Origin of the sequence: Streptomyces sp. NBC_00122 (assembly GCF_045160845.1) — a bacterium.
Taxonomy (GTDB): Bacteria; Actinomycetota; Actinomycetes; order Streptomycetales; family Streptomycetaceae; genus Streptomyces.
In genome coordinates this window covers 2,896,677-2,921,012 of record NZ_CP108191.1, presented here as the reverse complement: position 1 = coordinate 2,921,012, position 24,336 = coordinate 2,896,677, and the positions used below count along the sequence as shown (strand labels likewise).

At 70.6% G+C, this 24,336-nt stretch carries 23 protein-coding genes and 4 tRNA genes; 17 read left to right on the top strand and 10 right to left on the bottom strand.

Annotation, left to right across the window (positions count from 1 at the left end; all coding sequences use genetic code 11):
* Nucleotides 1–82: 82 nt before the first annotated feature.
* Nucleotides 83–400 (bottom strand): Lsr2 family protein, encoded by a 318-nt coding sequence (locus OG737_RS13705; RefSeq protein ID WP_328926461.1) that lies wholly within the window; start codon nt 398–400, stop codon nt 83–85.
* Between the two features lie 349 nt (nt 401–749).
* On the opposite strand from OG737_RS13705, the gene purS reads away from it, so the two are divergent.
* The 6 genes from purS (at nt 750) to OG737_RS13675 (ending at nt 6,926) form a co-directional block, all read left to right on the top strand.
* The gene (gene purS / locus OG737_RS13700; protein ID WP_042801325.1) at nt 750–995 is read left to right on the top strand and encodes a phosphoribosylformylglycinamidine synthase subunit PurS; all 246 of its coding nucleotides are present in this window, start codon (nt 750–752) and stop codon (nt 993–995) included.
* Between the two features lie 2 nt (nt 996–997).
* Nucleotides 998–1,678 carry a phosphoribosylformylglycinamidine synthase subunit PurQ gene (purQ, locus tag OG737_RS13695; RefSeq protein WP_405921563.1) on the top strand — a complete coding sequence of 227 codons (681 nt, stop codon included), beginning with the start codon at nt 998–1,000 and terminating at the stop codon, nt 1,676–1,678.
* On the top strand, nt 1,675–3,924 hold the full coding sequence (purL, locus tag OG737_RS13690; RefSeq protein ID WP_328926459.1) for a phosphoribosylformylglycinamidine synthase subunit PurL: 2,250 nt from the start codon (nt 1,675–1,677) through the stop codon (nt 3,922–3,924). Before purQ ends, purL begins: the two co-directional genes overlap by 4 nt.
* A 108-nt stretch (nt 3,925–4,032) precedes the next feature.
* Nucleotides 4,033–5,274: a hypothetical protein gene (locus tag OG737_RS13685; RefSeq protein ID WP_405921562.1), complete on the top strand. Its 1,242-nt coding sequence runs from the start codon at nt 4,033–4,035 to the stop codon at nt 5,272–5,274.
* Nucleotides 5,275–5,283: 9 nt separating this feature from the next.
* Nucleotides 5,284–6,075 carry a sterol carrier family protein gene (locus OG737_RS13680; RefSeq protein ID WP_405921561.1) on the top strand — a complete coding sequence of 264 codons (792 nt, stop codon included), beginning with the start codon at nt 5,284–5,286 and terminating at the stop codon, nt 6,073–6,075.
* A gap of 38 nt (nt 6,076–6,113) precedes the next feature.
* Complete coding sequence (locus OG737_RS13675; RefSeq protein ID WP_405921560.1) at nt 6,114–6,926, top strand: META domain-containing protein; 813 nt, start codon at nt 6,114–6,116, stop codon at nt 6,924–6,926.
* A gap of 26 nt (nt 6,927–6,952) precedes the next feature.
* Here OG737_RS13675 and OG737_RS13670 read toward each other — a convergent pair whose 3' ends face one another.
* The gene (locus OG737_RS13670; RefSeq protein WP_405921559.1) at nt 6,953–8,386 is read right to left on the bottom strand and encodes a sulfatase-like hydrolase/transferase; all 1,434 of its coding nucleotides are present in this window, start codon (nt 8,384–8,386) and stop codon (nt 6,953–6,955) included.
* Between the two features lie 116 nt (nt 8,387–8,502).
* Complete coding sequence (locus OG737_RS13665) at nt 8,503–8,598, bottom strand: putative leader peptide (RefSeq protein WP_324617183.1); 96 nt, start codon at nt 8,596–8,598, stop codon at nt 8,503–8,505.
* Between the two features lie 148 nt (nt 8,599–8,746).
* On the opposite strand from OG737_RS13665, the gene purF reads away from it, so the two are divergent.
* Complete coding sequence (purF, locus tag OG737_RS13660; RefSeq protein ID WP_328926454.1) at nt 8,747–10,264, top strand: amidophosphoribosyltransferase; 1,518 nt, start codon at nt 8,747–8,749, stop codon at nt 10,262–10,264.
* A gap of 103 nt (nt 10,265–10,367) precedes the next feature.
* Nucleotides 10,368–11,438 (top strand): phosphoribosylformylglycinamidine cyclo-ligase, encoded by a 1,071-nt coding sequence (gene purM / locus OG737_RS13655; RefSeq protein ID WP_328926453.1) that lies wholly within the window; start codon nt 10,368–10,370, stop codon nt 11,436–11,438.
* 79 nt (nt 11,439–11,517) lie between these two features.
* Here the strand turns inward: purM and OG737_RS13650 are convergent, their stop codons facing one another.
* Nucleotides 11,518–11,778, bottom strand: a complete 261-nt coding sequence (locus tag OG737_RS13650) for a DUF3073 domain-containing protein (protein WP_328926452.1) — start codon at nt 11,776–11,778, stop codon at nt 11,518–11,520.
* Nucleotides 11,779–12,067: 289 nt separating this feature from the next.
* Entirely contained in the window at nt 12,068–13,162 is a 1,095-nt protein-coding gene (locus OG737_RS13645; RefSeq protein WP_328926451.1) for a Glu/Leu/Phe/Val dehydrogenase dimerization domain-containing protein, read from the bottom strand.
* A gap of 183 nt (nt 13,163–13,345) precedes the next feature.
* On the opposite strand from OG737_RS13645, the gene OG737_RS13640 reads away from it, so the two are divergent.
* Both OG737_RS13640 and bldC read left to right on the top strand, forming a co-directional pair.
* Nucleotides 13,346–14,200: a hypothetical protein gene (locus tag OG737_RS13640; RefSeq protein WP_328926450.1), complete on the top strand. Its 855-nt coding sequence runs from the start codon at nt 13,346–13,348 to the stop codon at nt 14,198–14,200.
* A gap of 567 nt (nt 14,201–14,767) precedes the next feature.
* Nucleotides 14,768–14,974, top strand: coding sequence for a developmental transcriptional regulator BldC (bldC, locus tag OG737_RS13635; protein ID WP_003949541.1), 207 nt, complete (start codon nt 14,768–14,770; stop codon nt 14,972–14,974).
* A 630-nt stretch (nt 14,975–15,604) separates the two neighbouring features.
* On the opposite strand, the gene OG737_RS13630 is transcribed toward bldC, so the two are convergent.
* A tRNA-Asp gene (locus OG737_RS13630) sits at nt 15,605–15,678 on the bottom strand.
* 69 nt (nt 15,679–15,747) lie between these two features.
* Entirely contained in the window at nt 15,748–19,671 is a 3,924-nt protein-coding gene (gene hrpA, locus OG737_RS13625; protein WP_405921558.1) for an ATP-dependent RNA helicase HrpA, read from the bottom strand.
* 121 nt (nt 19,672–19,792) lie between these two features.
* On the opposite strand from hrpA, the gene OG737_RS13620 reads away from it, so the two are divergent.
* Genes OG737_RS13620 through OG737_RS13610 form a run of 3 tightly spaced genes read left to right on the top strand, consistent with a single transcriptional unit; the run spans nt 19,793 to nt 21,879 of the window.
* Nucleotides 19,793–20,272, top strand: coding sequence for a hypothetical protein (locus OG737_RS13620; RefSeq protein ID WP_328926448.1), 480 nt, complete (start codon nt 19,793–19,795; stop codon nt 20,270–20,272).
* Between the two features lie 51 nt (nt 20,273–20,323).
* On the top strand, nt 20,324–21,046 hold the full coding sequence (locus OG737_RS13615; RefSeq protein ID WP_328926447.1) for a thioredoxin domain-containing protein: 723 nt from the start codon (nt 20,324–20,326) through the stop codon (nt 21,044–21,046).
* Complete coding sequence (locus tag OG737_RS13610) at nt 21,043–21,879, top strand: cytochrome c biogenesis CcdA family protein (protein WP_328926446.1); 837 nt, start codon at nt 21,043–21,045, stop codon at nt 21,877–21,879. Before OG737_RS13615 ends, OG737_RS13610 begins: the two co-directional genes overlap by 4 nt.
* A gap of 38 nt (nt 21,880–21,917) precedes the next feature.
* On the opposite strand, the gene OG737_RS13605 is transcribed toward OG737_RS13610, so the two are convergent.
* From OG737_RS13605 to OG737_RS13595, 3 genes are all read right to left on the bottom strand, one after another.
* Nucleotides 21,918–21,994, bottom strand: a tRNA-Phe gene (locus OG737_RS13605).
* A 22-nt stretch (nt 21,995–22,016) separates the two neighbouring features.
* Nucleotides 22,017–22,090 (bottom strand) — tRNA-Asp (locus OG737_RS13600).
* 39 nt (nt 22,091–22,129) lie between these two features.
* A tRNA-Glu gene (locus OG737_RS13595) sits at nt 22,130–22,202 on the bottom strand.
* Between the two features lie 126 nt (nt 22,203–22,328).
* On the opposite strand from OG737_RS13595, the gene OG737_RS13590 reads away from it, so the two are divergent.
* The 4 genes from OG737_RS13590 to OG737_RS13575 all read left to right on the top strand — a co-directional run bounded on the left by OG737_RS13590 (nt 22,329) and on the right by OG737_RS13575 (nt 24,188).
* Nucleotides 22,329–22,679 carry a metallopeptidase family protein gene (locus tag OG737_RS13590; protein ID WP_328926445.1) on the top strand — a complete coding sequence of 117 codons (351 nt, stop codon included), beginning with the start codon at nt 22,329–22,331 and terminating at the stop codon, nt 22,677–22,679.
* Nucleotides 22,676–23,155 carry a FluC/FEX family fluoride channel gene (locus OG737_RS13585; RefSeq protein WP_405679546.1) on the top strand — a complete coding sequence of 160 codons (480 nt, stop codon included), beginning with the start codon at nt 22,676–22,678 and terminating at the stop codon, nt 23,153–23,155. The genes OG737_RS13590 and OG737_RS13585 overlap by 4 nt, the downstream gene beginning before the upstream one ends.
* A complete protein-coding gene (locus tag OG737_RS13580; RefSeq protein WP_328926444.1) occupies nt 23,152–23,526 on the top strand; it encodes a CrcB family protein in 375 nt (124 codons plus the stop codon). The genes OG737_RS13585 and OG737_RS13580 overlap by 4 nt, the downstream gene beginning before the upstream one ends.
* 86 nt (nt 23,527–23,612) lie before the next feature.
* Nucleotides 23,613–24,188, top strand: coding sequence for a hypothetical protein (locus tag OG737_RS13575; protein WP_328926443.1), 576 nt, complete (start codon nt 23,613–23,615; stop codon nt 24,186–24,188).
* Nucleotides 24,189–24,336 lie beyond the last annotated feature (148 nt).

Genomic DNA, 24,336 nt, shown 5'->3' with positions numbered 1-24,336 from the left:
TTCGGGGCTCTGACCTGCGGCCTGGCCCCTCGGCGTGATCCACACACTAGCTGACGCAGGGGGGTGGATGGCAAATCGGCCCTCAGTGAGCAGCGTTGTAGGCCTCGTAGATCTTCTTGGGGATGCGGCCGCGGGGCGGGACCTCGTACTGGTTGGACCGGGCCCAGGCCCGCACGACCGCCGGGTCCGGTGCGATGGACGTGTGCTTGAAGGCCTTCCCCGAACGCGACTGGCGGCGGCCGGCGGCCACGAACGGCTCCAGGCCCTTCCGCAGTTTCTTCGCGTTGGCCGCATTGAGGTCGATCTCGTACGACTTACCGTCCAGAGCGAACACGACCGTTTCCGCCGCTTCTCCGCCATCGATGTCGTCGGAGAGCGTGACTACTACGCGCTGCGCCACGGATATCGGTCCCTTCGTGCGACGCCGCCACCTGCTGACGTGCGGCGTTGTCGCCTGTGTGGATGTTTCGGAGCAATGTATCTTTCCGCCCCCGTTGTGAAGCGGCGAAATGCTGTCTCTCGGGGTGATTCCTTTGTACCCCGATTCTCATTGCATTGCGAAGCCCAGTTAATTCTCTCCGCGTGTCCCGCCGCAATCCCGGACGCGTGTTTTTCCTGGTGATTTTGCGAAGCGTTGGTGAAGCCAAACCGGTCGGTGATCACACCCTGGAGATATCTACCCGCGTAGAAATTTGGGCCGGGTACGCTGATGGAACCGCCTTCGCACCAACCACACACGGGAGTGCCCGATGGCACGCGTCGTAGTCGACGTCATGCTCAAGCCGGAGATCCTCGACCCCCAGGGCCAGGCGGTGCAGCGTGCACTGCCGCGCCTGGGCTTCGATGGAATCGCCGACGTCCGCCAGGGGAAGCGCTTCGAACTGGAAGTGGAGGGACCGGTCGACCAGGCCGCCCTCGACCGCATCCACAAGATGGCCGAAACGTTCCTCGCCAACACCGTCATCGAAGACTTCACCGTGAAGGTCGAGGCCTGACGGTGACCACTCGCATCGGAGTCGTCACGTTCCCCGGAACGCTCGACGACCGTGACTCGCTGCGCGCCATCCGCCTCGCGGGGGCCGAGCCGGTTTCGCTCTGGCACCGCGACAAGGCCCTGCACCAGGTCGACGCGGTCGTCCTCGCGGGCGGCTTCTCCTACGGGGACTACCTGCGCGCCGGGGCCATCTCCCGCTTCTCGCCGGTGATGGAGACCATCATCGAGCAGGCCAAGGCGGGCATGCCCGTCCTCGGCATCTGCAACGGCTTCCAGGTCCTCACCGAGGCCCACCTGCTGCCGGGGGCGATGCTCCGCAACAACCACCTGCACTTCATCTGCCGCGACCAGAAGCTGCGGGTGGAGAACGCGGAGACCGCGTGGACCGGGGACTACACCGCCGGCCAGGAGATCTCCGTCCCGCTCAAGAACATGGACGGCCGCTACGTCGCCGACGAGCACACGCTCGACGAACTGGAGGCCGAAGGCCGCGTGGCCTTCCGTTACCTCGACGTGAACCCGAACGGTTCGCTGCGCGACATCGCCGGCATCACCAACGCCGCAGGCAACGTCGTCGGCCTCATGCCCCACCCCGAGCACGCGGTCGAGCCGCTGATCGGGACGGGCCGCACCGACGGCCTCCCGTTCTTCACGTCGGTCCTGAAGAAGCTGGTCAACGCATGAGCCTGGACACCGTCAAGCACGCCACGGACACCCCGGACGCCGCGCAGCCCTGGAAGGAGCTCGGCCTCAAGGAGGACGAGTACGCGCGCATCCGGGAGATCCTCGGCCGCCGCCCCACGGGCGCCGAGCTCGCCATGTACTCGGTCATGTGGTCCGAGCACTGCTCGTACAAGAGCAGCAAGGTCCACCTGAAGCAGTTCGGCGAGAAGGTCCCGCAGAACGACGCCATGCTCGTCGGCATCGGCGAGAACGCCGGCGTCGTCGACGTCGGCCAGGGTTACGCGGTCACCTTCAAGGTCGAGTCGCACAACCACCCCTCGTACATCGAGCCCTACCAGGGCGCGGCCACCGGAATCGGCGGCATCGTCCGCGACATCCTGGCCATGGGCGCCCGCCCGGTCGCCGTCGTGGACCCGCTGCGCTTCGGCGCGGCCGACCACCCCGACACCAAGCGCGTCCTGCCGGGCGTCGTCGCGGGCATCGGCGGCTACGGCAACTGCCTCGGCCTGCCGAACATCGGCGGCGAGGTCGTCTTCGACGCCTGCTACCAGGGCAACCCGCTCGTCAACGCCGGCTGCATCGGCGTGATGAAGCACGAGGACATCCACCTCGCCAAGGCCTCCGGCCCCGGCAACAAGGTCATCCTCTACGGCGCCCGCACGGGCGGCGACGGCATCGGCGGCGTCTCGGTCCTCGCGTCCGAGACCTTCGACGACACCAAGCCCACCAAGCGCCCCGCCGTCCAGGTCGGCGACCCCTTCCAGGAGAAGCTCCTCATCGAGTGCACCCTGGAGATCTTCAAGGAGAAGCTGGTCGCGGGCATCCAGGACCTCGGCGGCGCCGGGCTCTCCTGCGCCACGTCCGAGCTGGCCTCCGCCGGTTCCGGCGGCATGCGCGTCGAGCTCGACACCGTCCCGCTGCGCGACGCGACGCTCTCGCCCGAGGAAATCCTCATGAGCGAGTCGCAGGAGCGCATGTGCGCGATCGTCGAGCCGCAGTACGTCGACCGCTTCATGGAGATCTGCGAGAAGTGGGACGTCATCGCCACCGTCATCGGTGAGGTGACCGACGGCGAGCGCCTGGAGATCTTCTGGCACGGCGAGCAGATCGTGGACGTGCCCCCGGGCACCGTCGCCCACGAGGGCCCGGTCTACAACCGCCCGTACGCCCGCCCGTCCTGGCAGGACGCGCTCCAGGCGGACGACGCCGGCAGCCTTCCGCGCCCGGCGACCTCCGCCGAGCTGCGCGCGCAGGTCCTCGCCCTGGTCTCCTCCCCGAACCAGGCGTCGAAGTCCTGGGTCACCGACCAGTACGACCGCTTCGTGCAGGGCAACACCGTCCTGTCGCAGCCCGAGGACGCGGGCATGGTCCGCATCGACGAGGAGTCCAACCTCGGCGTCGCCATGGCCACGGACGGCAACGGCCGCTTCGCCAAGCTCGACCCGTACACGGGCGCGCAGCTGGCGCTGGCCGAGGCCTACCGCAACGTCGCCGCGACCGGCGCCAAGCCGCTGGCCATCTCCGACTGCCTGAACTTCGGCTCCCCCGAGGACCCGGACGTCATGTGGCAGTTCGCCGAGGCCACCCGGGGCCTCGCGGACGGCTGCCTGGAGCTGGGCACCCCGGTGACCGGCGGCAACGTCTCGCTCTACAACCAGACGGGCGACACCGCCATCCACCCGACCCCGGTCGTGGCGGTCCTCGGTGTGATCGACGACGTCAACCGCCGTACGCCGATGGCGTTCGCCGAGGCCGGCCAGCTGCTGTACCTGCTGGGCGACACGGCCGAGGAGTTCGGCGGCTCGGCCTGGTCCCAGGTCGTCCACGACCACCTCGGCGGCATGCCGCCCAAGGTGGACCTGGGCCGCGAGAAGCTGCTGGGCGAGATCCTGATCTCGGCGTCCCGCGACGGCATGGTCGACGCGGCGCACGACCTGTCCGACGGCGGCGTCATCCAGGCGCTCACCGAGTCCTGCCTCAAGGGCGGCAACGGCGCGCGGATCGTGGTCCCCGAGAACCTGGACGCCTTCACCTTCCTGTTCTCCGAGTCCGCGGGCCGCGCCATCGTGTCCGTCCCGCGCAGCGAGGAGCTCCGCTTCACCGACATGTGCGGCGCGCGGGGCCTGCCCGCCACCCGCATCGGTGTGGTGGACGGCGAGGAGATCGAGATCCAGGGCGAGTTCACGATTCCGCTCGCAGAGCTGCGCACCGCTCACGAGGCGACGATCCCGGCGCTGCTCGCCTGATCCCGCCTTTTGCGTACGAGGCCCCGTCCACGGGTGTGGGCGGGGCCTCGGCGTCGCTCGCGCCCGGTTGGTACGGTCGAGCCGTCGTATGCGCGAGGGGGAAGCGGCATGGTCTTCGAACCGCCCGAGCCGGGAGCGGCGGCCACCCGGCTCCTGCCGGACCGGGGGCGTCGGCGCAACCGGATCAACGCTCTGGTGCTGACCGCCGCGCTGGCGGGCATCGCCCTCGGCGGCTGGGTCCTCAAGGGTGAGTACGACGCCTGGCGGGACCGGGGGCTCATCGACAAGGCCTGCGCCGGCCTGGCGGATCCGCGTACGGTCATGCGGCTGGACGGCGGGGTCGACGCCGTGGGACTCGACGGGGGCCGGCCCGGGCGCAGTGCGCAGGCCGTGGGCATCGCGCACATCTGCGTGCTCGACACCCCGCGGGAACGGGACGGCGAGGAGCGCGACGAGGAGTACTTCTCCCTCACGGTCCGCGAACTCCCCCACCGGTACCCCTTCCACCTCATCGGGGACGGCGACCGGCCCTTCGCCCACCGCGGCCGCGAGGAGGGCGAGGACGTCACCGCCCGGACCGACCTCCCCAGTCGGCACCCGCTGGGTGACGGGACCCTGGGCGACTACGGGCGGCAGACCGTCACCGTCACGGCCCGCTGCGAGAACTCCTCCGTGCTGGTCTCCGCAGCCGCCGGCTTCGAGAAAGTGAGCGGCGCCGACCGCCAGCTGCTCGCACGGATCGCCCGGCAGGGGGCGCTCCGCGCGGCGGCCCGCCGCGGCTGTGAGCCGGCGCTCCCCGGCCTGCCGGAGCGGATGCCCGAGGCCACGGCCGACCTCGGACCGGCCGGAGCGGGGCAGGGCACCTGCGCCTGGTACGCCGAGTTCCTGCGCGGCGCGGACCGGGGGAGGCTGCCGGACCGCTCCGTGGGAGCGCCCGTGGCCGCGCACACCGGGGGCGAGTCGTGCACGCTGGCCGTGAGCCCGGCGGAGACGAAGCGGATCTTCGAGGGGCTGACCGAGCAGGAGCGCGCGGGCGCCCCCGAGCTGAGCCGTGTCCTGGACCGGTCCCCCTGGTGGATCCGCACGCAGACCTACTTCGGCGACGAGGCGCAGGGCACGTACGTCGGCTCGCTCGCCGACAGGTTCTCGGTCACCGAGCGCAAGGCCGGCCGGCAGGGCGGCGTCCTGTACGGATCCGCGGACTGCCAGGGCCGCCCGGCCGCCTTCACCCTGAACGTGGACGCCGAGTACCAGCACCTGCTGGAGCCGAGCCTGACCGAGCTGTTCAAGGCCTACGCCACCGATGCCGCCGCGCGCCGCGGCTGCACGGGGCTGACGCTGCCCGGATAGGGTCGCCGCATGCCGCCCGGGAAGAAGAAGCAGCGTACGTACGACCCCGCGAAGATCCGTGCGGCTGTCATCGCGCAGTTCGGACATGTCGCCGACGCCGTGCGCGAGTTGACGCCCGAGCAGCTGGCGCGCCCCAGCGGGCTCGGCGACTGGAGCGTCGCCGATCTGGCCGCGCACATCGCGTGGATCGCCGACTCGCTGGCCGCCGGCCTGGCCCGACCGCCGGCGGCCGTGCCGGAGCTGACGGCCGTCGAATGGCCCTCCGCCACCGCCTCCCTCGCCGGGAAGATCGCCGAGGCGGCCAAGGAGACCCTCGAGGGCGGCCCGCTGCCCGAGCTGTACGAGCACGCCGGCGCCCGCATGGCCGGGGCGCTGGCCGCGAACCCCGGCAGCCGGGTGCTGGACCTGTGGATCGGGGACATGACCCTGGCCGACTTCCTGGTCACGCGGACCGTCGAGCTGGTGGTGCACGCCGACGACCTGGGCCGGGCCGCCGGTGTGGACATCCCGATCGAGCGGCAGGCCCTGGCCGCCTGCACCCGGCTGCTCGCCGACGCCCTCGCGCTCAAGGCCCCGGGCGGCTCGGTGGAGGTGCGGATCCCGCCGTTCGCGGTGGTCCAGTGCATCGAGGGGCCCCGCCACACCCGCGGCACCCCGCCCAACGTGGTGGAGACGGACCCGCTGACCTGGATGCGGCTGGCCACCGGGCGTACCGACTGGGCCGCGGCCCTGGAGGACGCGCAGGTCAGGGCCAGTGGGGAGCGGGCCGACCTGTCGGCGCTGCTGCCGCTGATGACCTGAGGGTGGAACCGTACGCCGGCCCGGCCCGTCCCAGGTCCATGCGTACCCTCAGGCACCTCACGACCGGGACGGCCCTCGCCCTCGGTCTCGGCCTCGCCCTCACCGGCTGCGGGCGCTCCGAGGAGAGCGGGAGCATCGCCGCGCTCCCCGATCCCCAGGGCCACTGGGCGGTCGAGTCGCTGACCACCGGTGGCCGCACCCTGCACGCGCCCGCGACCGCGCGCGTCGAGATCGGCCAGAACAAGGCCGGCGGCAACTACGGCTGCAACGGCTTCTCGGCGGAGCTCGCTTTCGCCGGGACCTCCGCCGTGACCGTCACGCCCGGTGGCTCGACGCTCAAGCTCTGCACAGAGAACATGGAGTTCGAGACGGAGTTCGCCAAGCTCTTCACGGGCCGGCTGACCATCCACCGGGCGCCCGACCGGCTCACCCTGAAGACCGCCGACGGGAGCACCATCGCCATGACCCCGGAGCCCCCGCAGGCGAACGCCCCCCTGACCGCGACGCTGTGGACGGTCGACGCGCTGGTCAGCGGAGAGACTGTCTCCTCCGTCCCCGCCGAGGTGGCCGGCAAGGCGCACTTCACCCTCGCCGCCGACGGCACCGCGAGCGGCAGCCTCGGCTGCAACCGGTTCAGCGCCAAGGTCACCGTCGAGGGGTCCACGCTCACCTTCGGGCCGGTCACCTCCACCCGCATGGCCTGCGAGGGCCCGGCGGGCGAGGTCGAGCGGGCGCTGACCGGGCTGTTCGGCAGCGGCCCGCTCACCTGGAAGATCCAGGGCCAGGCACTGACCCTCACCGCCCCCGACGGCAAGGGCCTGACCGCGAGGGCGGCCTCGGCCGCCGAGTGACCCACACGCGGCGGTCATGACAAAGGTCAAGCCGGGTAGGGGAGCAGTCCCGCGTTCACGGACTCCCAGGCAGCCCGCAGCTCGGCCAGCCGGGCCGGTTCCACCGCGGCCTTGTCGGCCTGCTCCCGGATGTCCCCGGCCAGGTCGAACAGCTGGTCCCGGCCCGCCTTGCCGCGGTAGTACTTCCAGTCGCCGCGGCGCAGCGCCCGCTCCCCGCGCACCCGCCAGAACAGATCGCGCTCGGCCGGCTCCTCGCCGCGCAGCAGGTACCCGGCCAGGCTCACCCCGTCCAGCGGGTACGCCCGGTGAGGCCGGGTCCCGGCCACCTCCAGCAGCGTCGCCGTCCAGTCAGGGCTGAAGACCGGGACGTGGCTGACCTGGCCGCCGTCCAGCCGCGCGGGCCAGCGCACGATGTTCGGCACCCGGATGCCGCCCTCCTGGAGGGAGGCCTTGTTGCCCGACAGCGGCCAGTTGTACGAGAAGCGCTCGCCGCCGTTGTCGCTGGAGAAGACGACCAGGGTGTCGTCCTCCTGGCCGGAGCGCCTCAGCGCCTTCAGCACCTCGCCGACCGACCGGTCGAGGTCCTCGACCATCTGCTTGTACTTCTCGACCGAGCCGCCGTCCTGGTGCCACAGGGCGCGCCCGTCGCCCGCCTTGATCCGGCGGACGATCTCGGCGCCCTGCTCCGTGTCCCCGTCGGCGATCCAGGGCCAGTGCGGGGTGGTGAAGTTCAGGTTCAGCAGCCACGGCTTGCCGTGGTGGTCGCGGGAGACGTACTCCGATGCCCGCTCGGTGATGATCCGCGTGTAGTAGCGCAGGTCCTTGTACTCGGCGTCGCCCTCGTAGAGGTCGTACTCGCCGCCCAGGCCCAGCTTGGAGTAGTACTCCAGGGCCCCGCCGAAGTTGCCGAAGAACTCGTCCCAGCCGGACTTCGTCGGGCTGTGGTCGGGCAGGTAGCCCGCGTGCCACTTGCCGATCAGCGCGGTGGAGTAGCCGGCCTCCTTCAGCAGCGAGGCCAGCGTCGGGTGGGTCGGGTCCAGACCGGCCGACCTGTCGGCGATCGGCTCGGCCAGCCCGCCCTCGGTGCGGGCCGGGTAGCGGCCGGTGTAGAGGCTGAACCGGGTCGGCGAGCAGGTCGCGGACCCCGAGTAGGCGTCGGTGAACCGGACGCCCTGGCGGGCCAGCCGGTCCAGGTTCGGGGTCTCGATGTGCGGGGAGCCGTATGAGGACAGGTCCGCCCAGCCGAGGTCGTCGCCCAGGACGAACAGGATGTTCGGGCGGCGCGAGCGTCGGCCGCGAGCCGCCCGGAAGGCGCGCTCCCCGGCCTCCGCGCGCCGCTCGCCGGCGGTCTCGGCGGCCGCGGCCGGGCCCGCTCCCAGCCCCACCGCCGCGGCGGCGGCGGTCACTCCGACGGCGCCGCCGAAGGCACGCCGGGACAGCTTGTTCTCGTACGAAGACACAGGTACTCCAGGCCATGGCCCGCCCGCCCGCTCCCGGCGGGGCGCGGGACGGCGCGCGGCGCGGCAGGGCAGGGCTGGGCGGAGCTGAAATGTGAAAAGGGGAGAAAGAGTTGTGGCTACGCGGAACAGCGACAGATGGCGCTCGCGACACGGACCAGGTCTACGTGGCGGCGCTCGACGAGGGTGACCGTGCGGTCACCGAGAGGCTGCATGGGCCGAGAGCTTGTACGAATGCGTTCGTGCATGTCAACAAGGTGATCCGAATACCGAGACGGAGGCGTCCGGTCACCCTCTGTGCTGTGACATTTCCCGGCCGTCCCCAATTCGGACCAGTGGTCGATCTCGCCTACACTCGGAAGCGTGCCTCGTGGTGATGGACGACTCAACCACGACCTGCTCCCCGGCGAAAAGGGCCCCCAGGACGCTTGCGGCGTCTTCGGTGTCTGGGCTCCGGGTGAAGAGGTCGCCAAGCTCACCTACTTCGGACTGTATGCGCTACAGCACCGTGGACAAGAGTCCGCGGGAATCGCTGTGAGCAACGGTTCCCAGATCCTCGTCTTCAAGGACATGGGCCTCGTTTCCCAAGTCTTCGACGAAACCTCTCTCGGCTCGCTCCAGGGTCATATCGCGGTCGGTCACGCCCGCTACTCGACCACCGGAGCCTCCGTCTGGGAGAACGCTCAGCCGACCTTCCGTGCGACCGCCCACGGCTCCATTGCCCTGGGTCACAACGGCAACCTGGTGAACACCGCCGAGCTTGCCGAGATGGTCGCCGACCTCCCCCGTCAGGACGGCCGTGCCACCCAGGTGGCGGCCACCAACGACACGGACCTGGTCACCGCCCTCCTGGCCGGCCAGACCGACGACGACGGCAAGCCCCTGACCATCGAGGAGTCGGCCACCAAGGTCCTCCCGAAGGTCAAGGGCGCCTTCTCGCTCGTCTTCATGGACGAGGGGACCCTCTACACCGCCCGTGACCCGCAGGGCATCCGCCCGCTGGTCCTCGGCCGCCTGGAGCGCGGCTGGGTGGTCGCGAGTGAGACCGCCGCCCTCGACATCTGCGGCGCCAGCTTCGTCCGCGAGGTCGAGCCGGGCGAGCTCATCGCGATCGACGAGAACGGCCTGCGGACCTCCCGATTCGCGGAAGCGAAGCCCAAGGGCTGTGTCTTCGAGTACGTCTACCTGGCGCGCCCGGACACCGACATCGCCGGCCGGAACGTCTACCTCTCGCGTGTCGAGATGGGTCGGCGCCTGGCCAAGGAAGCCCCGGTCGACGCCGATCTGGTGATAGCGACGCCGGAGTCCGGCACGCCCGCCGCCGTCGGATACGCCGAGGCCAGCGGGATTCCGTACGGCTCCGGCCTGGTCAAGAACGCCTACGTCGGCCGGACCTTCATCCAGCCCTCGCAGACGATCCGCCAGCTCGGCATCCGCCTGAAGCTCAATCCCCTCAAGGAAGTCATCCGGGGCAAGCGCCTGGTGGTCGTGGACGACTCGATCGTCCGCGGCAACACCCAGCGCGCCCTGGTCAAGATGCTCCGCGAGGCCGGCGCGGCCGAGGTCCACATCCGGATCTCCTCGCCGCCGGTGAAGTGGCCGTGCTTCTTCGGCATCGACTTCGCGACCCGGGCCGAGCTCATCGCCAACGGCATGACGGTCGACGAGATCGCCACGTCGCTCGGCGCGGACTCGCTCTCGTACATCTCGCTCGACGCGATGATCGAGGCGACCACCATCCAGAAGCCCAACCTCTGCCGTGCCTGCTTCGACGGCGAGTACCCCATGGAGCTGCCCGACCCGCAGCTCCTGGGCAAGCAGCTGCTGGAGACCGAGCTGGCCGGCGGCACGGACGCGGCCGACGCGCTCCGCCGCCCGTAGTCCGCGGCTTCACCCTGGCTCAACCTGCGCCGGGCCCTGTCTTTGAGGCTTCTCCCAGGGCCCGGCACCAATCGCAGTAACGACACGAAAGCTCTCTCCTGTCATGACAGAGAAGACCACCGGTGCCAGCTACGCAGCCGCAGGCGTGGACATCGAAGCGGGAGACCGCGCCGTCGAGCTGATGAAGGAGTGGGTGAAGAAGACGCAGCGCCCCGAGGTCCTCGGCGGCCTCGGCGGCTTCGCCGGCCTCTTCGACGCCTCCGCCCTCAAGCGCTACGAGCGCCCGCTGCTCGCCTCCGCCACCGACGGAGTCGGCACCAAGGTGGACATCGCCCGCCAGCTGGGCGTGTACGACACCATCGGCCACGACCTGGTCGCGATGGTCATGGACGACATCGTCGTCTGCGGTGCCGAGCCGCTCTTCATGACCGACTACATCTGCGTCGGCAAGGTCCACCCCGAGCGTGTCGCGGCGATCGTCAAGGGCATCGCCGAGGGCTGTGTCCTCGCCGGCTGCGCCCTGGTGGGCGGCGAGACCGCCGAGCACCCGGGCCTGCTGGGCCCGGACGACTTCGACGTGGCGGGCGCAGGAACGGGCGTCGTCGAGTACGACCGGCTGCTCGGCGCGGATCGCATCCGTACGGGTGACGCCGTCATCGCGATGGCGTCGTCCGGCCTTCACTCGAACGGGTACTCGCTGGTCCGGCACGTGCTCTTCGACCGCGCCGGCATGTCGCTCGACCAGCACGTGGAGGAGCTCGGCCGGACCCTCGGCGAGGAGCTCCTGGAGCCCACCAAGATCTACTCGCTGGACTGCATGGCCCTCACCCGTACGGCCGAGGTGCACGCGTACTCGCACATCACCGGCGGCGGCCTGGCGGCGAACCTGGCCCGGGTCATCCCGGACCACCTGCACGCCACGGTCGACCGGGCCACCTGGACGCCGGGCGCGATCTTCGATCTGGTCGGCAAGGCCGGGCAGGTGGAGCAGCTGGAGCTGGAGAAGACCCTGAACATGGGCGTCGGCATGATGGCCGTGGTCCCGCAGGAGTCGGTGGACGTGGCCCTGACCGCGCTCGCCGACCGGGGTGTGGACGCGTGGGTCGCGGGAGAGATCCTCGACCGCGGCGACCGTACCGAGGGTGCGACCCTCACCGGTTCCTACGCGAGCTGAGCAGCACTGAAACCCGGCCCGGGGCGATGCCCTGGACCGGGTTTCAGTCTTTTACCTGTCGTGCAGACGCCTCAGGGCGTCAAGCGCCGCGACGCTGTGCCGACGGACCGGACTCTTCGTCCTCGTCGTCGTCATCGCTGTTGTACAGATCCGCGTACTTGGCGTACGGGTCGTCGTCGTCCAGATCGTCATCGACTTCGACCGGCTCGCTGACAGGCAGCGGATCCGTCGGCGATGCGCCCAGCTCATTGGCCAGACGCGAGAGGTCAGTCCCGCCGCTGTTGTACTTCAGCTGGCGGGCGACCTTTGTCTGCTTGGCCTTGGCCCGGCCGCGCCCCATGGCTCGACCCCCTCGGTGACGGGGCTCGACGGCCCCAGAGTCTGACACGCGTTCATGGTTCGGAGCGGGCTCTCCGTGGAGAGACCGTCCGTAGGGGTTTAACGGTACCTGCTTCCGCGGCCATACGGTACGCCGCCCGCATGACGCGCCCCGGTGCAGAACCAACAAGGCGCCCCGTCCTCGCTGGTCACCGCGATTTTAACGCTTTCCTGGCCCGCGACCCGCCGAAGTGCAGTGAGTTCCGTCTCGCCGCACCCCGGCGGGCGCATCCGGGAGTCCCGCCAGGTGCCTAGACGGCGCGCGCGGCGCGGGCGTCCGCCATGCGCTGCTCGGCGATCCGGTCGGCCGCGGCGGCCGGCGGAATGCCATCCGTCTTCGCGCGAGCAAAGATCTCCAGGGTGGTGTCGAAGATCTTCGTGGCCTTGGCCTTGCAGCGGTCGAAGTCGAAACCGACCAGCTCGTCGGCGACCTGGATCACGCCGCCCGCGTTGACCACGTAGTCCGGGGCGTAGAGGATCCCGCGGTCCGAGAGGTCCTTCTCGATGCCGGGGTGGGCGAGCTGGTTGTTCGCCGCACCGCAGACGATCTTGGCGGTCAGGACCGGAACCGAGTCGTCGTTCAGGGCGCCGCCCAGCGCGCAGGGGGCGTAGATGTCGAGGCCCTCGACGCGGATCAGCGCGTCCGTGTCGGCGACCGCGGTGACCTTGCCCGGGTGCTTGTCGAGGATCCGGCGCACGGACTCTTCCCGCACATCCGTGATCACGACCTCGGCACCGTCCTCCAGGAGGTGCTCGACCAGGTAGTGGCCGACCTTGCCGACGCCCGCGACGGCGACCTTGCGGCCGCGCAGGGTCGGGTCGCCCCACAGGTGCTGGGCGCTGGCGCGCATGCCCTGGAAGACACCGAAGGCGGTGAGCACCGAGGAGTCGCCCGCGCCGCCGTTCTCGGGGGAGCGGCCGGTCGCCCAGCGGGTCTCGCGGGCCACGACGTCCATGTCGGCCACGTAGGTGCCGACGTCGCAGGCGGTCACGTAGCGGCCGCCGAGGGATTCCACGAACCGGCCGTAGGCCAGCAGCAGTTCCTCGGTCTTGAGGACGTCCGGGTCGCCGATGATCACGGCCTTGCCGCCGCCGAGGTCGAGACCGGCGAGGGCGTTCTTGTACGACATGCCGCGCGAGAGGTTCAGCGCGTCGAGGACGGCCTCCTCGTCGGAGGCGTACGCGTGGAACCGCGTACCGCCGAGGGCCGGGCCCAGAGCGGTGGAGTGGATCGCGATGACGGCCTTCAGGCCTGTGGCTCGGTCCTGGCACAGCACGACTTGCTCGTGGCCGCCCTGTTCCGTACGGAACAGGGTGTGCAGGACGCCGTCGGTCATTTCGGTCACGGTGGTGACTCCCATGGAAGAGATGCGGCGGAATGACGCCCGCCCTGCGGGTGGGGGAGGGCGTGCTGGGAGCAGAGTAAGACCTCCGGGGCGCGTGTAGTCGACCTGTCCGAGGATCGGAACCTTCCCGAGGTACGGCGGCCCCTCGGAGTACGCCCGGGCGGCGCGGGGGAGGAGGAGGGCGTGAGCGAAACCCCGGATCCCCTGCTGCCCTCCGCGCGCTCGGCGCCGACCGTCCCGTATGCCTCCTACCTGCGAGTCTACGAACCCTTGGCGGCCTTTCCCGAGGAGGAGCGCACGCACTGGGCCGATTACGCCCGGCGCGGGACGGCCCCGACCGCCCAGGACGAATTGCGCAGATCGCTCACGGACTTGGTGCGGGTGCCCCTGGTGGGGGTGCCGGCGCAGGAGAGCGCGGACGCGTTCACGGCGGAGGTCGACGGGGTGCTGCTCGTCTGCCCGTGGCGCACCCGGCTCCGCGGCTGGCTGGCGCTCCAGGAGCTGGTCGAGTGGTTCCCGCGCCCGGTGCTGGACGCGGCGCTCCCGCCGGTGATGCGCAGGCGGGCGGCCGAGGAGTACGAGCGCTGGCGCGAGCGGAACCCGGACGCGCGCCCCTGGATCCGTACGGGGGTGTGGCAGGTGCCCCTGCGCTGGTTCGTGCTGGTGGCCGACGAGGAGCGGGAGTACGTGGCGGGCGAGCGGCTGCGCTACCGGACGCCGATGGTGCAGGCGCGGCGGCGGCTCGCGCGGGCCTTGCGGACCCTGCGCGAGGCGGAGGGGTACGGGATGCTCGCCGACGGCCTGGTGGAGGTCGGGAGCTGGCTGGAGGAGTTCCACCCCCGGTCGATGGTCGAACTGGACTACGGCGGGCTGCTGCACGCGCTGCCGGCGGACCGGCTCGCGGCGGACCGGTCGGCGGGGGAGCTGGCGGCGGGGATCGCGGCCTTGCGGGCGGGGGACGCGGAGGGGGCGGCCGAGGCGTACGGGGAGCTGGCGGACCGGTGGCGGGCGGTCCGGGAAAGACTGTTCGCGAATTAGCCCCCGAGGGCCGAAACTGGCTCCGGCAGGCCTCGCGGCACCCGTACGGACCCCCGCGTATCGGCCGAACGGTCATAAATGGCTGATCAGAGCCTTGATCATGGCATTCAGGACTTAGTGCCAGGACCTACGTCCCGATACGGGCCATTGGCCCAAGCGTGACGGACCGCACTAACTACACCCTTGCGCCCTTCCCCTACCCTCGTGCCAAAATAGGACAAGGAGTCCGGGGAGGGTTCCTTCCGCCCAACTAAGGGCGGAATGCTCGGCATTGCGCTCTACGGGGGGTCTGACGACTCCTGATCGCTCTGTGACTGATCGTCACAGTGGGGTGACTGTCCGTTATGGGACGGTCCATCGGCTTCCGCCGCTGATGAACACCTCGGAGGGCAATTCCGTCGGTTTGGCCCTTAGGGCTGGACGGATGGTGTAGTTGTAGTGCCGAGGACAAGCCGTTCGTCCTATAACCGACTCGGCCCGCGTATGTCCATTTCGGGCAACGCGGGCCAAGGTGCAGAATTTAGAGGAAAGAACCGAGATGGTTCGGTTCTCCCGAGGAGGCCGCTCATGACCGCTCGCACCCCTGATGCCGAGCCGCTGCTGACCCCGGCTGAGGTTGCCACGATGTTCCGCGTGGACCCGAAGACGGTCACTCGCTGGGCCAAGGCTGGCAAGCTCACGTCCATCCGCACCCTGGGTGGACACCGCCGTTACCGCGAGGCTGAGGTTCGCGCCCTGCTCGCGGGAATTCCGCAGCAGCGCAGCGAGGCCTGAGGTCGCGCAAACACCCCGCTTTAACGGGTCTATCGGGTCCCCCAATCCGATGAAACCCACATAGCTTCATACGGCCGGACCTGCCCCAACAGGACCTCAGTCGTCGATCGCGCTGGACTCCGCCGGGTCCAGCGCGATCTTTTTTATGCCCAGGTCAGGGCGGCATCGAGCAGATCGCGGCGGAGCCTACGGGTAGGTGCCATTGCACATATTAAATCGAGCCCGTGTATGGGTGCGATAAAAGTACATGTCCCAAAAACCCGTGCGGTGACTCCCGTCACAGATGATCACTCTTGTATTACCGGCCGTGTTCCCCGTAATGGGGACGCGCCTCGCGCGGTGCATCCCGCGAACGGGGGAATCTCGACCGCGGGGCGGCGGGGGTGGCGGGCGATGCGACAGGTGGAGCGCTGACAGGTGGCGCGGCGCGCGGCCCGGCGGGCCGCCACGGGCCGCCGGATGAGGCGAGAGGGTCCGGAAGGGCGAGGAGGGGCCGCCCGACGGCACCCGGGGCCGTGCGGGCCCCACAGGACGCCGGGGCGGCCGAGGGCGCCAAGGCCGCCCGGAAGGTTTTCCCGCCAACGCGTCAGGGCCCGTATCCCCTGGGGGATACGGGCCCTGACGTTTCTGCGAACCTGACGGGACTTGAACCCGCGACCTCCACCTTGACAGGGTGGCGAGCTAACCAACTGCTCCACAGGTCCTTGATTTGCGGCCGCTGGGCGGCTGCGAATCAGACTGTACCGCAGCTCAGGGGGTGCAGTCGAACCGGATCACGGGGCCGCCGCGTCCACGGCCTTCACGATCCGCTTGTCGGAGATCGGATACGCCGTCCCGAGCGCGTGCGCGAAGTAGCTGACCCGCAGTTCCTCGATCATCCAGCGGATGTCGGTGACCGCCGCCGGCACCGGCCGTCCCTTCGGCAACTGCTCCAGCAGCCAGGCGTACTCGTCCTGCATCTCGTGGACCTTCTCCATGCGCGTGGTGTCGCGCTGGACGCCCGTGGGCATCTGCTGGAGCCGCCGGTCCACCGCCACCAGGTAGCGCATGAGGTCCGGCAGCCGGCGCAGCCCGGTGAGCGTCACGAAGCCGGCCGGCATGAGGGCCGCCAGCTGCGTCTTGACGTCCTGGATGTTCGCGACCAGCGCCAGGCTGCCCGTGGCCTTCAGACGGCGCTCACAGGCCTGCCAGGCGGCCAGTACCTGCTGCACCTGGCCGACCGTACGCACGGTCGTGTCCACCAGGTCGGCGCGGACGGCCTCGTAGAGCTTGCGGAAGCCCGCCTCGTCCCACGCCGGGCCACCGTGGTCGGCGATCAGCTTGTCGGTCGCCGCGGTGGCGCAGTCGTCGAACAGCGCCTGGATGGAGCCGTGCGGGTTCCTGGAGAGGGCGAGCTTCTGCTGGTTGGTCAGGTGGTCCGAGGCGAACTTCGCGGGATTCACCGGGATGTTCAGCAGGATGAGCTTGCGCGTGCCCAGCCACATCGCCTGCTGCTGCTCGGCCTCGGTGTCGAAGAGCCGTACCGACACGGTCGTGCCCTCGTCCACCAGCGCCGGGTAGGCCTTCACCGGCTGGCCCGCCCGACGGGTCTCGAAGACCTTGGTCAGCGTGCCGATCGTCCAGTCGGTGAGCCCGGTGCGCTCCACCGACTCCCCGCCCGCCCGCTCGGCCGTGGCCGCGGCGGCCTTGGACAGGGCCTGGCGGGCCTTGGGCTTCAGGCGCAGCCGCAGCGCCTCCAGGTCCTTGTCCTCGGCGAGGTTCTTGCGACGCTCGTCGACGATCCGGAAGGTGATCTTCAGGTGATCCGGGATCCGGCTGAGGTCGAAGTCCTCGGCCGAGACCGGGACCCCGACCATCCGCTGGAGCTCGCGCGCCAGCGTCACGGGCAGCGGCTCCTGCAGGGGCACCGCCGTGTCCAGGAAGCGGGTCGCGAAGTTCGGCGCGGGCACGTAGTGCCGGCGGATCGGCTTCGGCAGCGAGCGGATCAGCTCGGTGACGACCTCCTCGCGCAGACCCGGGATCTGCCAGTCGAAGCCCTCGTCGGTGACCTGGTTCAGCACCTGGAGCGGGATGTGGACGGTCACGCCGTCCGCGTCCGCGCCCGGCTCGAACTGGTAGGTCACCCGGAACTTCAGCTGCCCCTGCCGCCAGGAGTCCGGATAGTCGGCCTTGGTGACCCCGGCCGCCTTCTCGGTCAGCAGCATCGCGCGCTCGAAGTCGAGGAGTTCGGGCTCCTCGCGCTTCTTGTGCTTCCACCAGGAGTCGAAGTGCGCCCCCGACACCACGTGCGCGGGGATCTTCTGGTCGTAGAAGTCGAAGAGGGTCTCGTCGTCCACCACGATGTCGCGGCGCCGGGCCCGGTTCTCCAGCTCCTCCACCTCGGTGAGGAGCTTGCGGTTGTCGGCGTAGAACTTGTGGTGCGTGCGCCAGTCCCCCTCGACCAGCGCGTTGCGGATGAACAGCTCGCGCGAGACCTCGGCGTCGATCCGGCCGTAGTTGATCTTCCGCTGGGCCACGATCGGTACGCCGTACAGCGTGACCTTCTCGTACGCCATCACGGCCGCCTGGTCCTTCTCCCAGTGCGGCTCGCTGTACGTGCGCTTGATCAGGTGCTGCGCGAGCGGCTCCACCCACTCGGCCTCGACCTTGGCGTTGACCCTCGCCCACAGCCGCGAGGTCTCCACCAGCTCCGCCGACATCAGGAACTTCGGCTGCTTCTTGAACAGCGCCGAGCCCGGGAAGACCGCGAACTTGGCGCCGCGGGCGCCGAGGTACTCGTTCTTGTCCGTGTCCTTCAGGCCGATGTGCGAGAGCAGACCGGCCAGCAGGGAGATGTGGACGTGCTGTTCGGGGGCGTCGGCCTCGTTGACGTGGATGCCCATGGTCTTGGCGACCGTACGCAGCTGCGAGTAGATGTCCTGCCACTCGCGGATCCGCAGGAAGTTCAGGTACTCCTGCTTGCACATCCGGCGGAAGGAGGACGAGCCGCGCTCCTTCTGCTGCTCGCGCACGTAGCGCCACATGTTCAGGAACGAGAGGAAGTCGCTTGTCTCGTCCTTGAACCGGGCGTGGTTCTGGTCGGCCTGCGTCTGCTTGTCCGAGGGGCGCTCGCGCGGGTCCTGGATGGACAGGGCCGCCGCGATGACCATGACCTCGCGCACGCAGTTGTTCTTGTCGGCCTCGACGACCATGCGGGCCAGGCGCGGGTCCACGGGCAGCTGGGAGAGCTGGCGGCCCATCTGGGTGAGGCGCCTCGACGGATCCTTCTCGGACGGATCCAGCGCGCCGAGCTCCTGGAGGAGCTGCACGCCGTCGCGGATGTTGCGGTGGTCCGGCGGGTCGATGAAGGGGAACTTCTCGATCTCGCCGAGGCCGGCCGCGGTCATCTGGAGGATGACGGAGGCCAGGTTGGTGCGCAGGATCTCGGCGTCCGTGAACTCCGGGCGGCCGTTGAAGTCGTCCTCGGAGTAGAGCCGGATGCAGATGCCGTCGCTGGTGCGGCCGCAACGGCCCTTGCGCTGGTTGGCGCTGGCCTGCGAGATCCGTTCGATGGGCAGGCGCTGCACCTTGGTCCGGTGGCTGTAGCGGGAGATCCGGGCGGTGCCCGGGTCGATCACGTACTTGATGCCCGGGACGGTGAGGGAGGTCTCGGCGACGTTGGTCGCGAGGACGATCCTCCTGCCGGTGTGCTGCTGGAAGACGCGGTGCTGCTCGGCGTGCGAGAGGCGCGCGTAGAGCGGGAGCACCTCCGTGAAACGGAGATTGCGCTTGTTGAGGGCGTCCGCCGTGTCGCGGATCTCGCGCTCTCCGGACAGGAAGACCAGGATGTCGCCCGGCCCCTCGGAGTGGAGCTCGTCCACGGCCTCGCAGATCGCGGTGATCTGGTCGCGGTCGCTGTCGTCCCCCTCCTCTTCGAGCAGGGGCCGGTAACGGACCTCGACCGGGTACGTCCGCCCGCTGACCTCGACGATCGGCGCGTCCCCGAAGTGCCGGGAGAACCGCTCCGGGTCGATGGTCGCCGAGGTGATGATCACCTTGAGGTCGGGGCGCTTCGGCAGCAGGGTGGCGAGATAGCCGAGCAGGAAGTCGATGTTCAGCGACCGCTCGTGGGCCTCGTCGATGATGATCGTGTCGTACGCGCGCAGCTCGCGGTCCGTCTGGATCTCGGCGAGCAGGATGCCGTCGGTCATCAGCTTCACGAAGGTCGCGTCCTGGTCCACCTGGTCGGTGAACCGGACCTTCCAGCCGACCGTCCGGCCGATCTCGGACTTCAGCTCCTCGGCGATGCGCTCCGCGACCGTACGGGCGGCGATCCGGCGGGGCTGGGTGTGCCCGATCATGCCCCGGACGCCGCGGCCCAGCTCCATGCAGATCTTGGGGATCTGCGTGGTCTTGCCGGAGCCGGTCTCGCCCGCGACGATCACGACCTGGTGGTCGCGTATCGCTTCGGCGATCTCGTCCTTCTTCTGGCTGACGGGCAGGTTCTCGGGATACGTGACCTCCGGCATCCGCGAGGCACGGCCGGCCAGTCGCGCGGCGGCCTTCTCGGCCTCCGCGGCGATCTCGTCGAGCACGGCCTGCTTGGCCTCGGGCTTGCGGATACGGCGGGCGCCCTCTAGGCGGCGGCCGAGGCGGTGCGCGTCGCGGAGGGAGATCTCACCGAGAAGCGTCTGCAGGGCGGCGAAGGAAGTAGACATACCTGGTCGAGGATCTCACCCGGGGCCGCCGGGTGGCGAACGCATTTGTGAGGCGGACCCGTACCATTTCGGGACGACTCCGTCAGTATCCGAGCAGTACGCGAGTGAGAGGCCGCCCACCATGTCCCGCCCCCGCCGCCTCTGGTGCCGATGGGGCTGTGCCGCTCTGGCGGTGATGGCCGGCCTCGCCGCGGTGATCTGCGCGGTGATCCCGTCAGCGGCCGGCTCCGCCACGGCTGCCTCCGCCACGGCCGGCCCGGCCGGGGTGACGGCCCGGGCGGTGCCGTCGGCGGCCGCGGTGCGCGGGCTGATACCGGCCCGGGCCGTGCCGGGCCCGGCGGCGGCGGCGCCGGACGCCGCTCGGTGGCACGTGGCCGCGGTCGCCGACGGCCGGGGGCCGTCGTGCGCCCCAGGGGCCCCGGACCACGGCGGCCTCCCCGCCGTACCGCCGCGCACCGGGTCCGACCACGCCCAGGTCCCGCCGGCCCGGCTGTGCCCCGAAGCGGCTCGGACGCACGGGACGACGCCCGTACGGATCCTCGTACGCGGACCCGACGGGCCGGCGCCCGGCCCGGTGGAGCTCTCCGTGATGCGGATCTAGGAGGACCGGTTGTACCGGTCCCCTCGTCATCCGCAGCTCTGGAGCACCCCTATGTCTTGGCCCTCCCGCAAGCCCTCCCGCAAGTCCCTCCTCGCCTCCGCCGGGGTCGCGGTCGCCGCGATCACCCTCGGCCTCGTCTCCTGGCAGGCCACCGCCCCCGCCGACGAGCCCTCCGGCGGCCCCGCGGCCTCCGCCGCGCCCCGCCGGGACCCCGCCGCCGCACTGAAGGCGCTGGCCCGCCGCGAGGCCGGTGACAAGCTCGCCGTCGGCAGCGCGGACGCGCCCGTCGTGCTGATCGAGTACTCCGACTTCAAGTGCGGCTACTGCGGCAAGTTCGCCCGGGACACCGAGCCCCAGCTGATCGAGCGGTACGTGCACGACGGCACGCTGCGCATCGAGTGGCGCAACTTCCCGATCTTCGGCGCCGAATCCGAAGCCGCCGCCAAGGCCGCCTGGGCGGCCGGGCAGCAGGACCGGTTCCGGCAGTTCCACGAAGCCGCGTACGCCGACGGCTCCAAGGAGAAGGGCTTCGGCGAGGACCGCCTCCTGGAGCTGGCCCGGCAGGCCGGCGTCCCCGACCTGGAGCGCTTCAAGAAGGACATGGCCGGGGAGCAGGCCGCCGCGGCCCTGAAGAAGGACCAGGAGGAGGGCTACGCCATCGGCGTCACCTCCACCCCGTCCTTCCTGGTCAACGGGCAGCCGCTCGCGGGCGCCCAGCCGATCGGCGCCTTCACGGCGGCCATCACCCAGGCCAGGACGGCGGCGGGGAAGTGACCGGCATCGGATACCTGGCCGCCCTGCTCGGCGGCCTCCTCGCGCTGCTCAGCCCGTGCAGCGCCCTGCTGCTCCCCGCCTTCTTCGCGTACTCGATCGACTCGGCGTCCCGGCTGCTGGCGCGGACCGGGATCTTCTACGCGGGCCTCGCGAGCACCCTCGTACCGCTGGGGGCGGCTGGCTCGTACGCGGGGCGGTTCTTCCACGGCAACCGTGACGCGCTGGTCCTCGCCGGCGGCTGGCTGATCATCGCGCTCGGGCTCGCCCAGATCCTCGGCCTGGGATTCGCCTCGAAGCGCGCCTCGGAGCTGTCGGGCAGGATCCGGCCGACGACCGCCCTGTCGGTGTACGCCCTCGGCGCGGTCTACGGCCTGGCCGGCTTCTGCGCCGGCCCGATCCTGGGCAGCGTCCTGACGGTCGCGGCGGTCAGCGGCAGCCCGGTCTACGGCGGCCTGCTGCTCGCGGTCTACGCGCTGGGGATGGCCGTACCGCTGTTCGTGCTGGCCCTGCTGTGGGAGCGCTTCGACCTGGGCAGGCGGCGCTGGCTGCGCGGCCGGGCCTTGCGGGCGGGCCGCTTCGAGCTGCACACCACCTCGCTGCTGTCGGGGCTGTTCTTCATCGCGCTGGGCGTGATGTTCCTGGCCTTTGACGGGGCGAGCGCGCTGCCGGGGCTGCTGGACGTGGACGATTCGTTCGCGGTGGAGCAGCGGGTCCGGTCCCTGGCGGCCGCGGTCCCGGACGGGGTGCTGCTCGGCCTGGTCGCGGCGGGGGCGGTGGCCTTCGGACTGGTGCAGTGGCGCCGCAAGGCCCGGGCGGTCACCGAAGGGGAGTAACCACAGAAGGCCCCGTCCGATGGACGGGGCCTTCTTGATGGTGGCTGGGGCCGGGGTCGAACCGGCGACCTATCGCTTTTCAGGCGATCGCTCGTACCAACTGAGCTACCCAGCCACGAAACCGTTTCCGGCTTCAGCGATCCTGACGGGACTTGAACCCGCGACCTCCACCTTGACAGGGTGGCGAGCTAACCAACTGCTCCACAGGACCTTGCAGTGTGCGAGAACAAGTCTTGCACACGGTAATGCGTACCCCCAACGGGATTCGAACCCGTGCTACCGCCTTGAAAGGGCGGCGTCCTGGGCCACTAGACGATGAGGGCTAAAGGCCCGCCGGGCACTTTCCAGCGCGTCGGGGACGTGAGAAGCATATGGGATCCGGGGAGCGATCGCCAAAACGGTTTCCCCCGGCAGGCGGGGGGTGCACCTGCCGGGGGGACAATGGCCCGGTGCTGGAGATGACGCGCGAGGAGTTCGAAGAGCTCGTCGCAGAGGCCCTGGACCGGATCCCTCCGGAGCTGACGCGGCTGATGGACAACGTGGCGGTGTTCGTCGAGGACGAGCCGCCCAGTGACGACCCCGAGCTGCTCGGCCTGTACGAGGGGACCCCGCTGACGGACCGCGGCGAGTGGTACGCCGGAGTGCTGCCGGACCGGATCACGATCTACCGGAACCCCACCTTGCGGATGTGCGAGGACCGGGAGAGCGTGGTCGCGGAGACGGAGGTCACCGTGGTGCACGAGATCGCCCACCACTTCGGGATCGACGACGACCGGCTGCACGCCCTGGGCTACGGGTGACCCGGCCGGTCCCCGGCGGTGAGGCGATCGACCCGGACGTCGACCTGCACGTTCCCGCGCAAGCCGCCGAGCCCCGGGGCCGGGTGCTCGCGGCGGTGGCGGCGGGCGGGGCGCTCGGGGCCTCGGCGCGGTACGGGATGCTCCTGCTGTGGCCGGCCGGACCCGCGGGCTTCCCGTGGGCGACCCTCTGGATCAACACGATCGGCTGCGCCCTGATCGGCGTACTGATGGTGCTGATCAGCGAGGGCGGCCGGCCGTCGCCGCATCCGCTCGTGCGGCCCTTCGCCGGGGTCGGGATCCTCGGCGGCTTCACCACCTTCTCGACCTACGCGGCGGACTTCTCGCGGCTCCTGGACGAGGGAGAGGCGGACACCGCGCTGGCCTACGCCGGGCTGACGGTGGCCACGGCGCTCGGCGCGGTGTGGGCGGCGGCCTCCGTGACCCGGTGGGCGCTGCGGCGGCGGTGGCGCCGGTGAACTGGCTGCTCGTGATCGCGGGCGCGGTGGTGGGCGCGCCGCTGAGGTACCTGACGGACCGTGCGGTGCAGGCGGGGCACGACTCGGTGTTCCCGTGGGGCACCTTCGTGGCCAACGCGGCCGCCTGCCTGGTGCTGGGGGTGCTGACCGGCGCGCTGCTGGCCGGGGCCGCCTCCTCGCAGCTGCAACTGCTGCTGGGGACGGGCCTGTGCGGGGCGCTGAGCACGTACTCGACCTTCTCGTACGAGACGCTGCGGCTGGCCGAGCGCGGCTGGGTGTTCCTCGCGGCGGCGAACGTGGCGGCTTCGGTGCTGGTCGGGCTGGGCTCCCTACACCTCGGGTCGCAGGTGGCGCAGCAGCTGTTCGGCTGAGGGCGTGTCCCTAACGGGGCAAAGGGAGTTGGGCACATTGACCCGCTCATGCGGACCCGCTCATCCTCAGGCTCCGGAGGTGCCCCGTGCGCCAGTTGTCCGCTTCCCTCCGACTGGCCGTCACCGCGCTCGCGGTCGCGGCGACGGCCGGCTGCATGAGCGTCGGCGACGACGCCGCGAAGCCCGGGGCCTCCTCCGCGGCGGACCGCAAGGGCACCGACGCGCGGGGTGCCTCCACGGCCGGGAAGGGCTCCGGGGTCCACGGCAACGGGCACGGCACGAGGGAGGGCGCGGGGAGCCAGGACGGCAGGCCCAAGGAGGACGGCAAGGCGTCCGGCGCGACCGGGGGCTCGCCGAGCCCGGGGGCGACGGGCGCCAAGCCGGGAGTGCCCTCGCCGTCGGCGGGACCGGGCGGCGGCGCGGGCGGTCAGGGCCCGCAGCAGCCGTCCGGGGGTGGTTCGGCCGGTTCGGCCGGTGCGGGGGGCTCCGGCGGCTCCGGCGGATCGGCCGGTTCCGGCGGCGCGGGCGGTTCGGGTGGCGGCCAGCCGTCGGCCAGCCCGGTCCCGGACCCGCCGGCCACGACGCCTCCTGTGACGGAACCCACGCCGCTGCCGACGAGCCCGCAGCCCGATCCGAGCACCCAGCCGGGGACGCAGTCCTAGCGCCGGGAGCCGCCCCACCCGCTCCACCCGTCTCTCGGACTATGGCTGTTTTCGCAGGTCAGAGCCGTTATGGTCGGAGCGACTTGCCAGACCCGGGGGAGGGTGCGTATGGTTATAGATCGTTTGATCCCATTGCCCGGCGCCGAAT

Coding starts and splice junctions, on each gene's coding strand:
- purL (WP_328926459.1), top strand. CDS start 1,675: ATGAGCCTGGACACCGTCAAGCACGCCACGGACACCCCGGACGCCGCG.
- OG737_RS13675 (WP_405921560.1), top strand. CDS start 6,114: ATGCGTACCCTCAGGCACCTCACGACCGGGACGGCCCTCGCCCTCGGT.
- bldC (WP_003949541.1), top strand. CDS start 14,768: ATGACCGCTCGCACCCCTGATGCCGAGCCGCTGCTGACCCCGGCTGAG.
- OG737_RS13620 (WP_328926448.1), top strand. CDS start 19,793: ATGTCCCGCCCCCGCCGCCTCTGGTGCCGATGGGGCTGTGCCGCTCTG.
- hrpA (WP_405921558.1), bottom strand. CDS start 19,671: ATGTCTACTTCCTTCGCCGCCCTGCAGACGCTTCTCGGTGAGATCTCC.
- OG737_RS13615 (WP_328926447.1), top strand. CDS start 20,324: ATGTCTTGGCCCTCCCGCAAGCCCTCCCGCAAGTCCCTCCTCGCCTCC.
- purS (WP_042801325.1), top strand. CDS start 750: ATGGCACGCGTCGTAGTCGACGTCATGCTCAAGCCGGAGATCCTCGAC.
- OG737_RS13650 (WP_328926452.1), bottom strand. CDS start 11,778: ATGGGGCGCGGCCGGGCCAAGGCCAAGCAGACAAAGGTCGCCCGCCAG.
- purM (WP_328926453.1), top strand. CDS start 10,368: ATGACAGAGAAGACCACCGGTGCCAGCTACGCAGCCGCAGGCGTGGAC.
- OG737_RS13665 (WP_324617183.1), bottom strand. CDS start 8,598: ATGCAGCCTCTCGGTGACCGCACGGTCACCCTCGTCGAGCGCCGCCAC.
- OG737_RS13680 (WP_405921561.1), top strand. CDS start 5,284: ATGCCGCCCGGGAAGAAGAAGCAGCGTACGTACGACCCCGCGAAGATC.
- OG737_RS13685 (WP_405921562.1), top strand. CDS start 4,033: ATGGTCTTCGAACCGCCCGAGCCGGGAGCGGCGGCCACCCGGCTCCTG.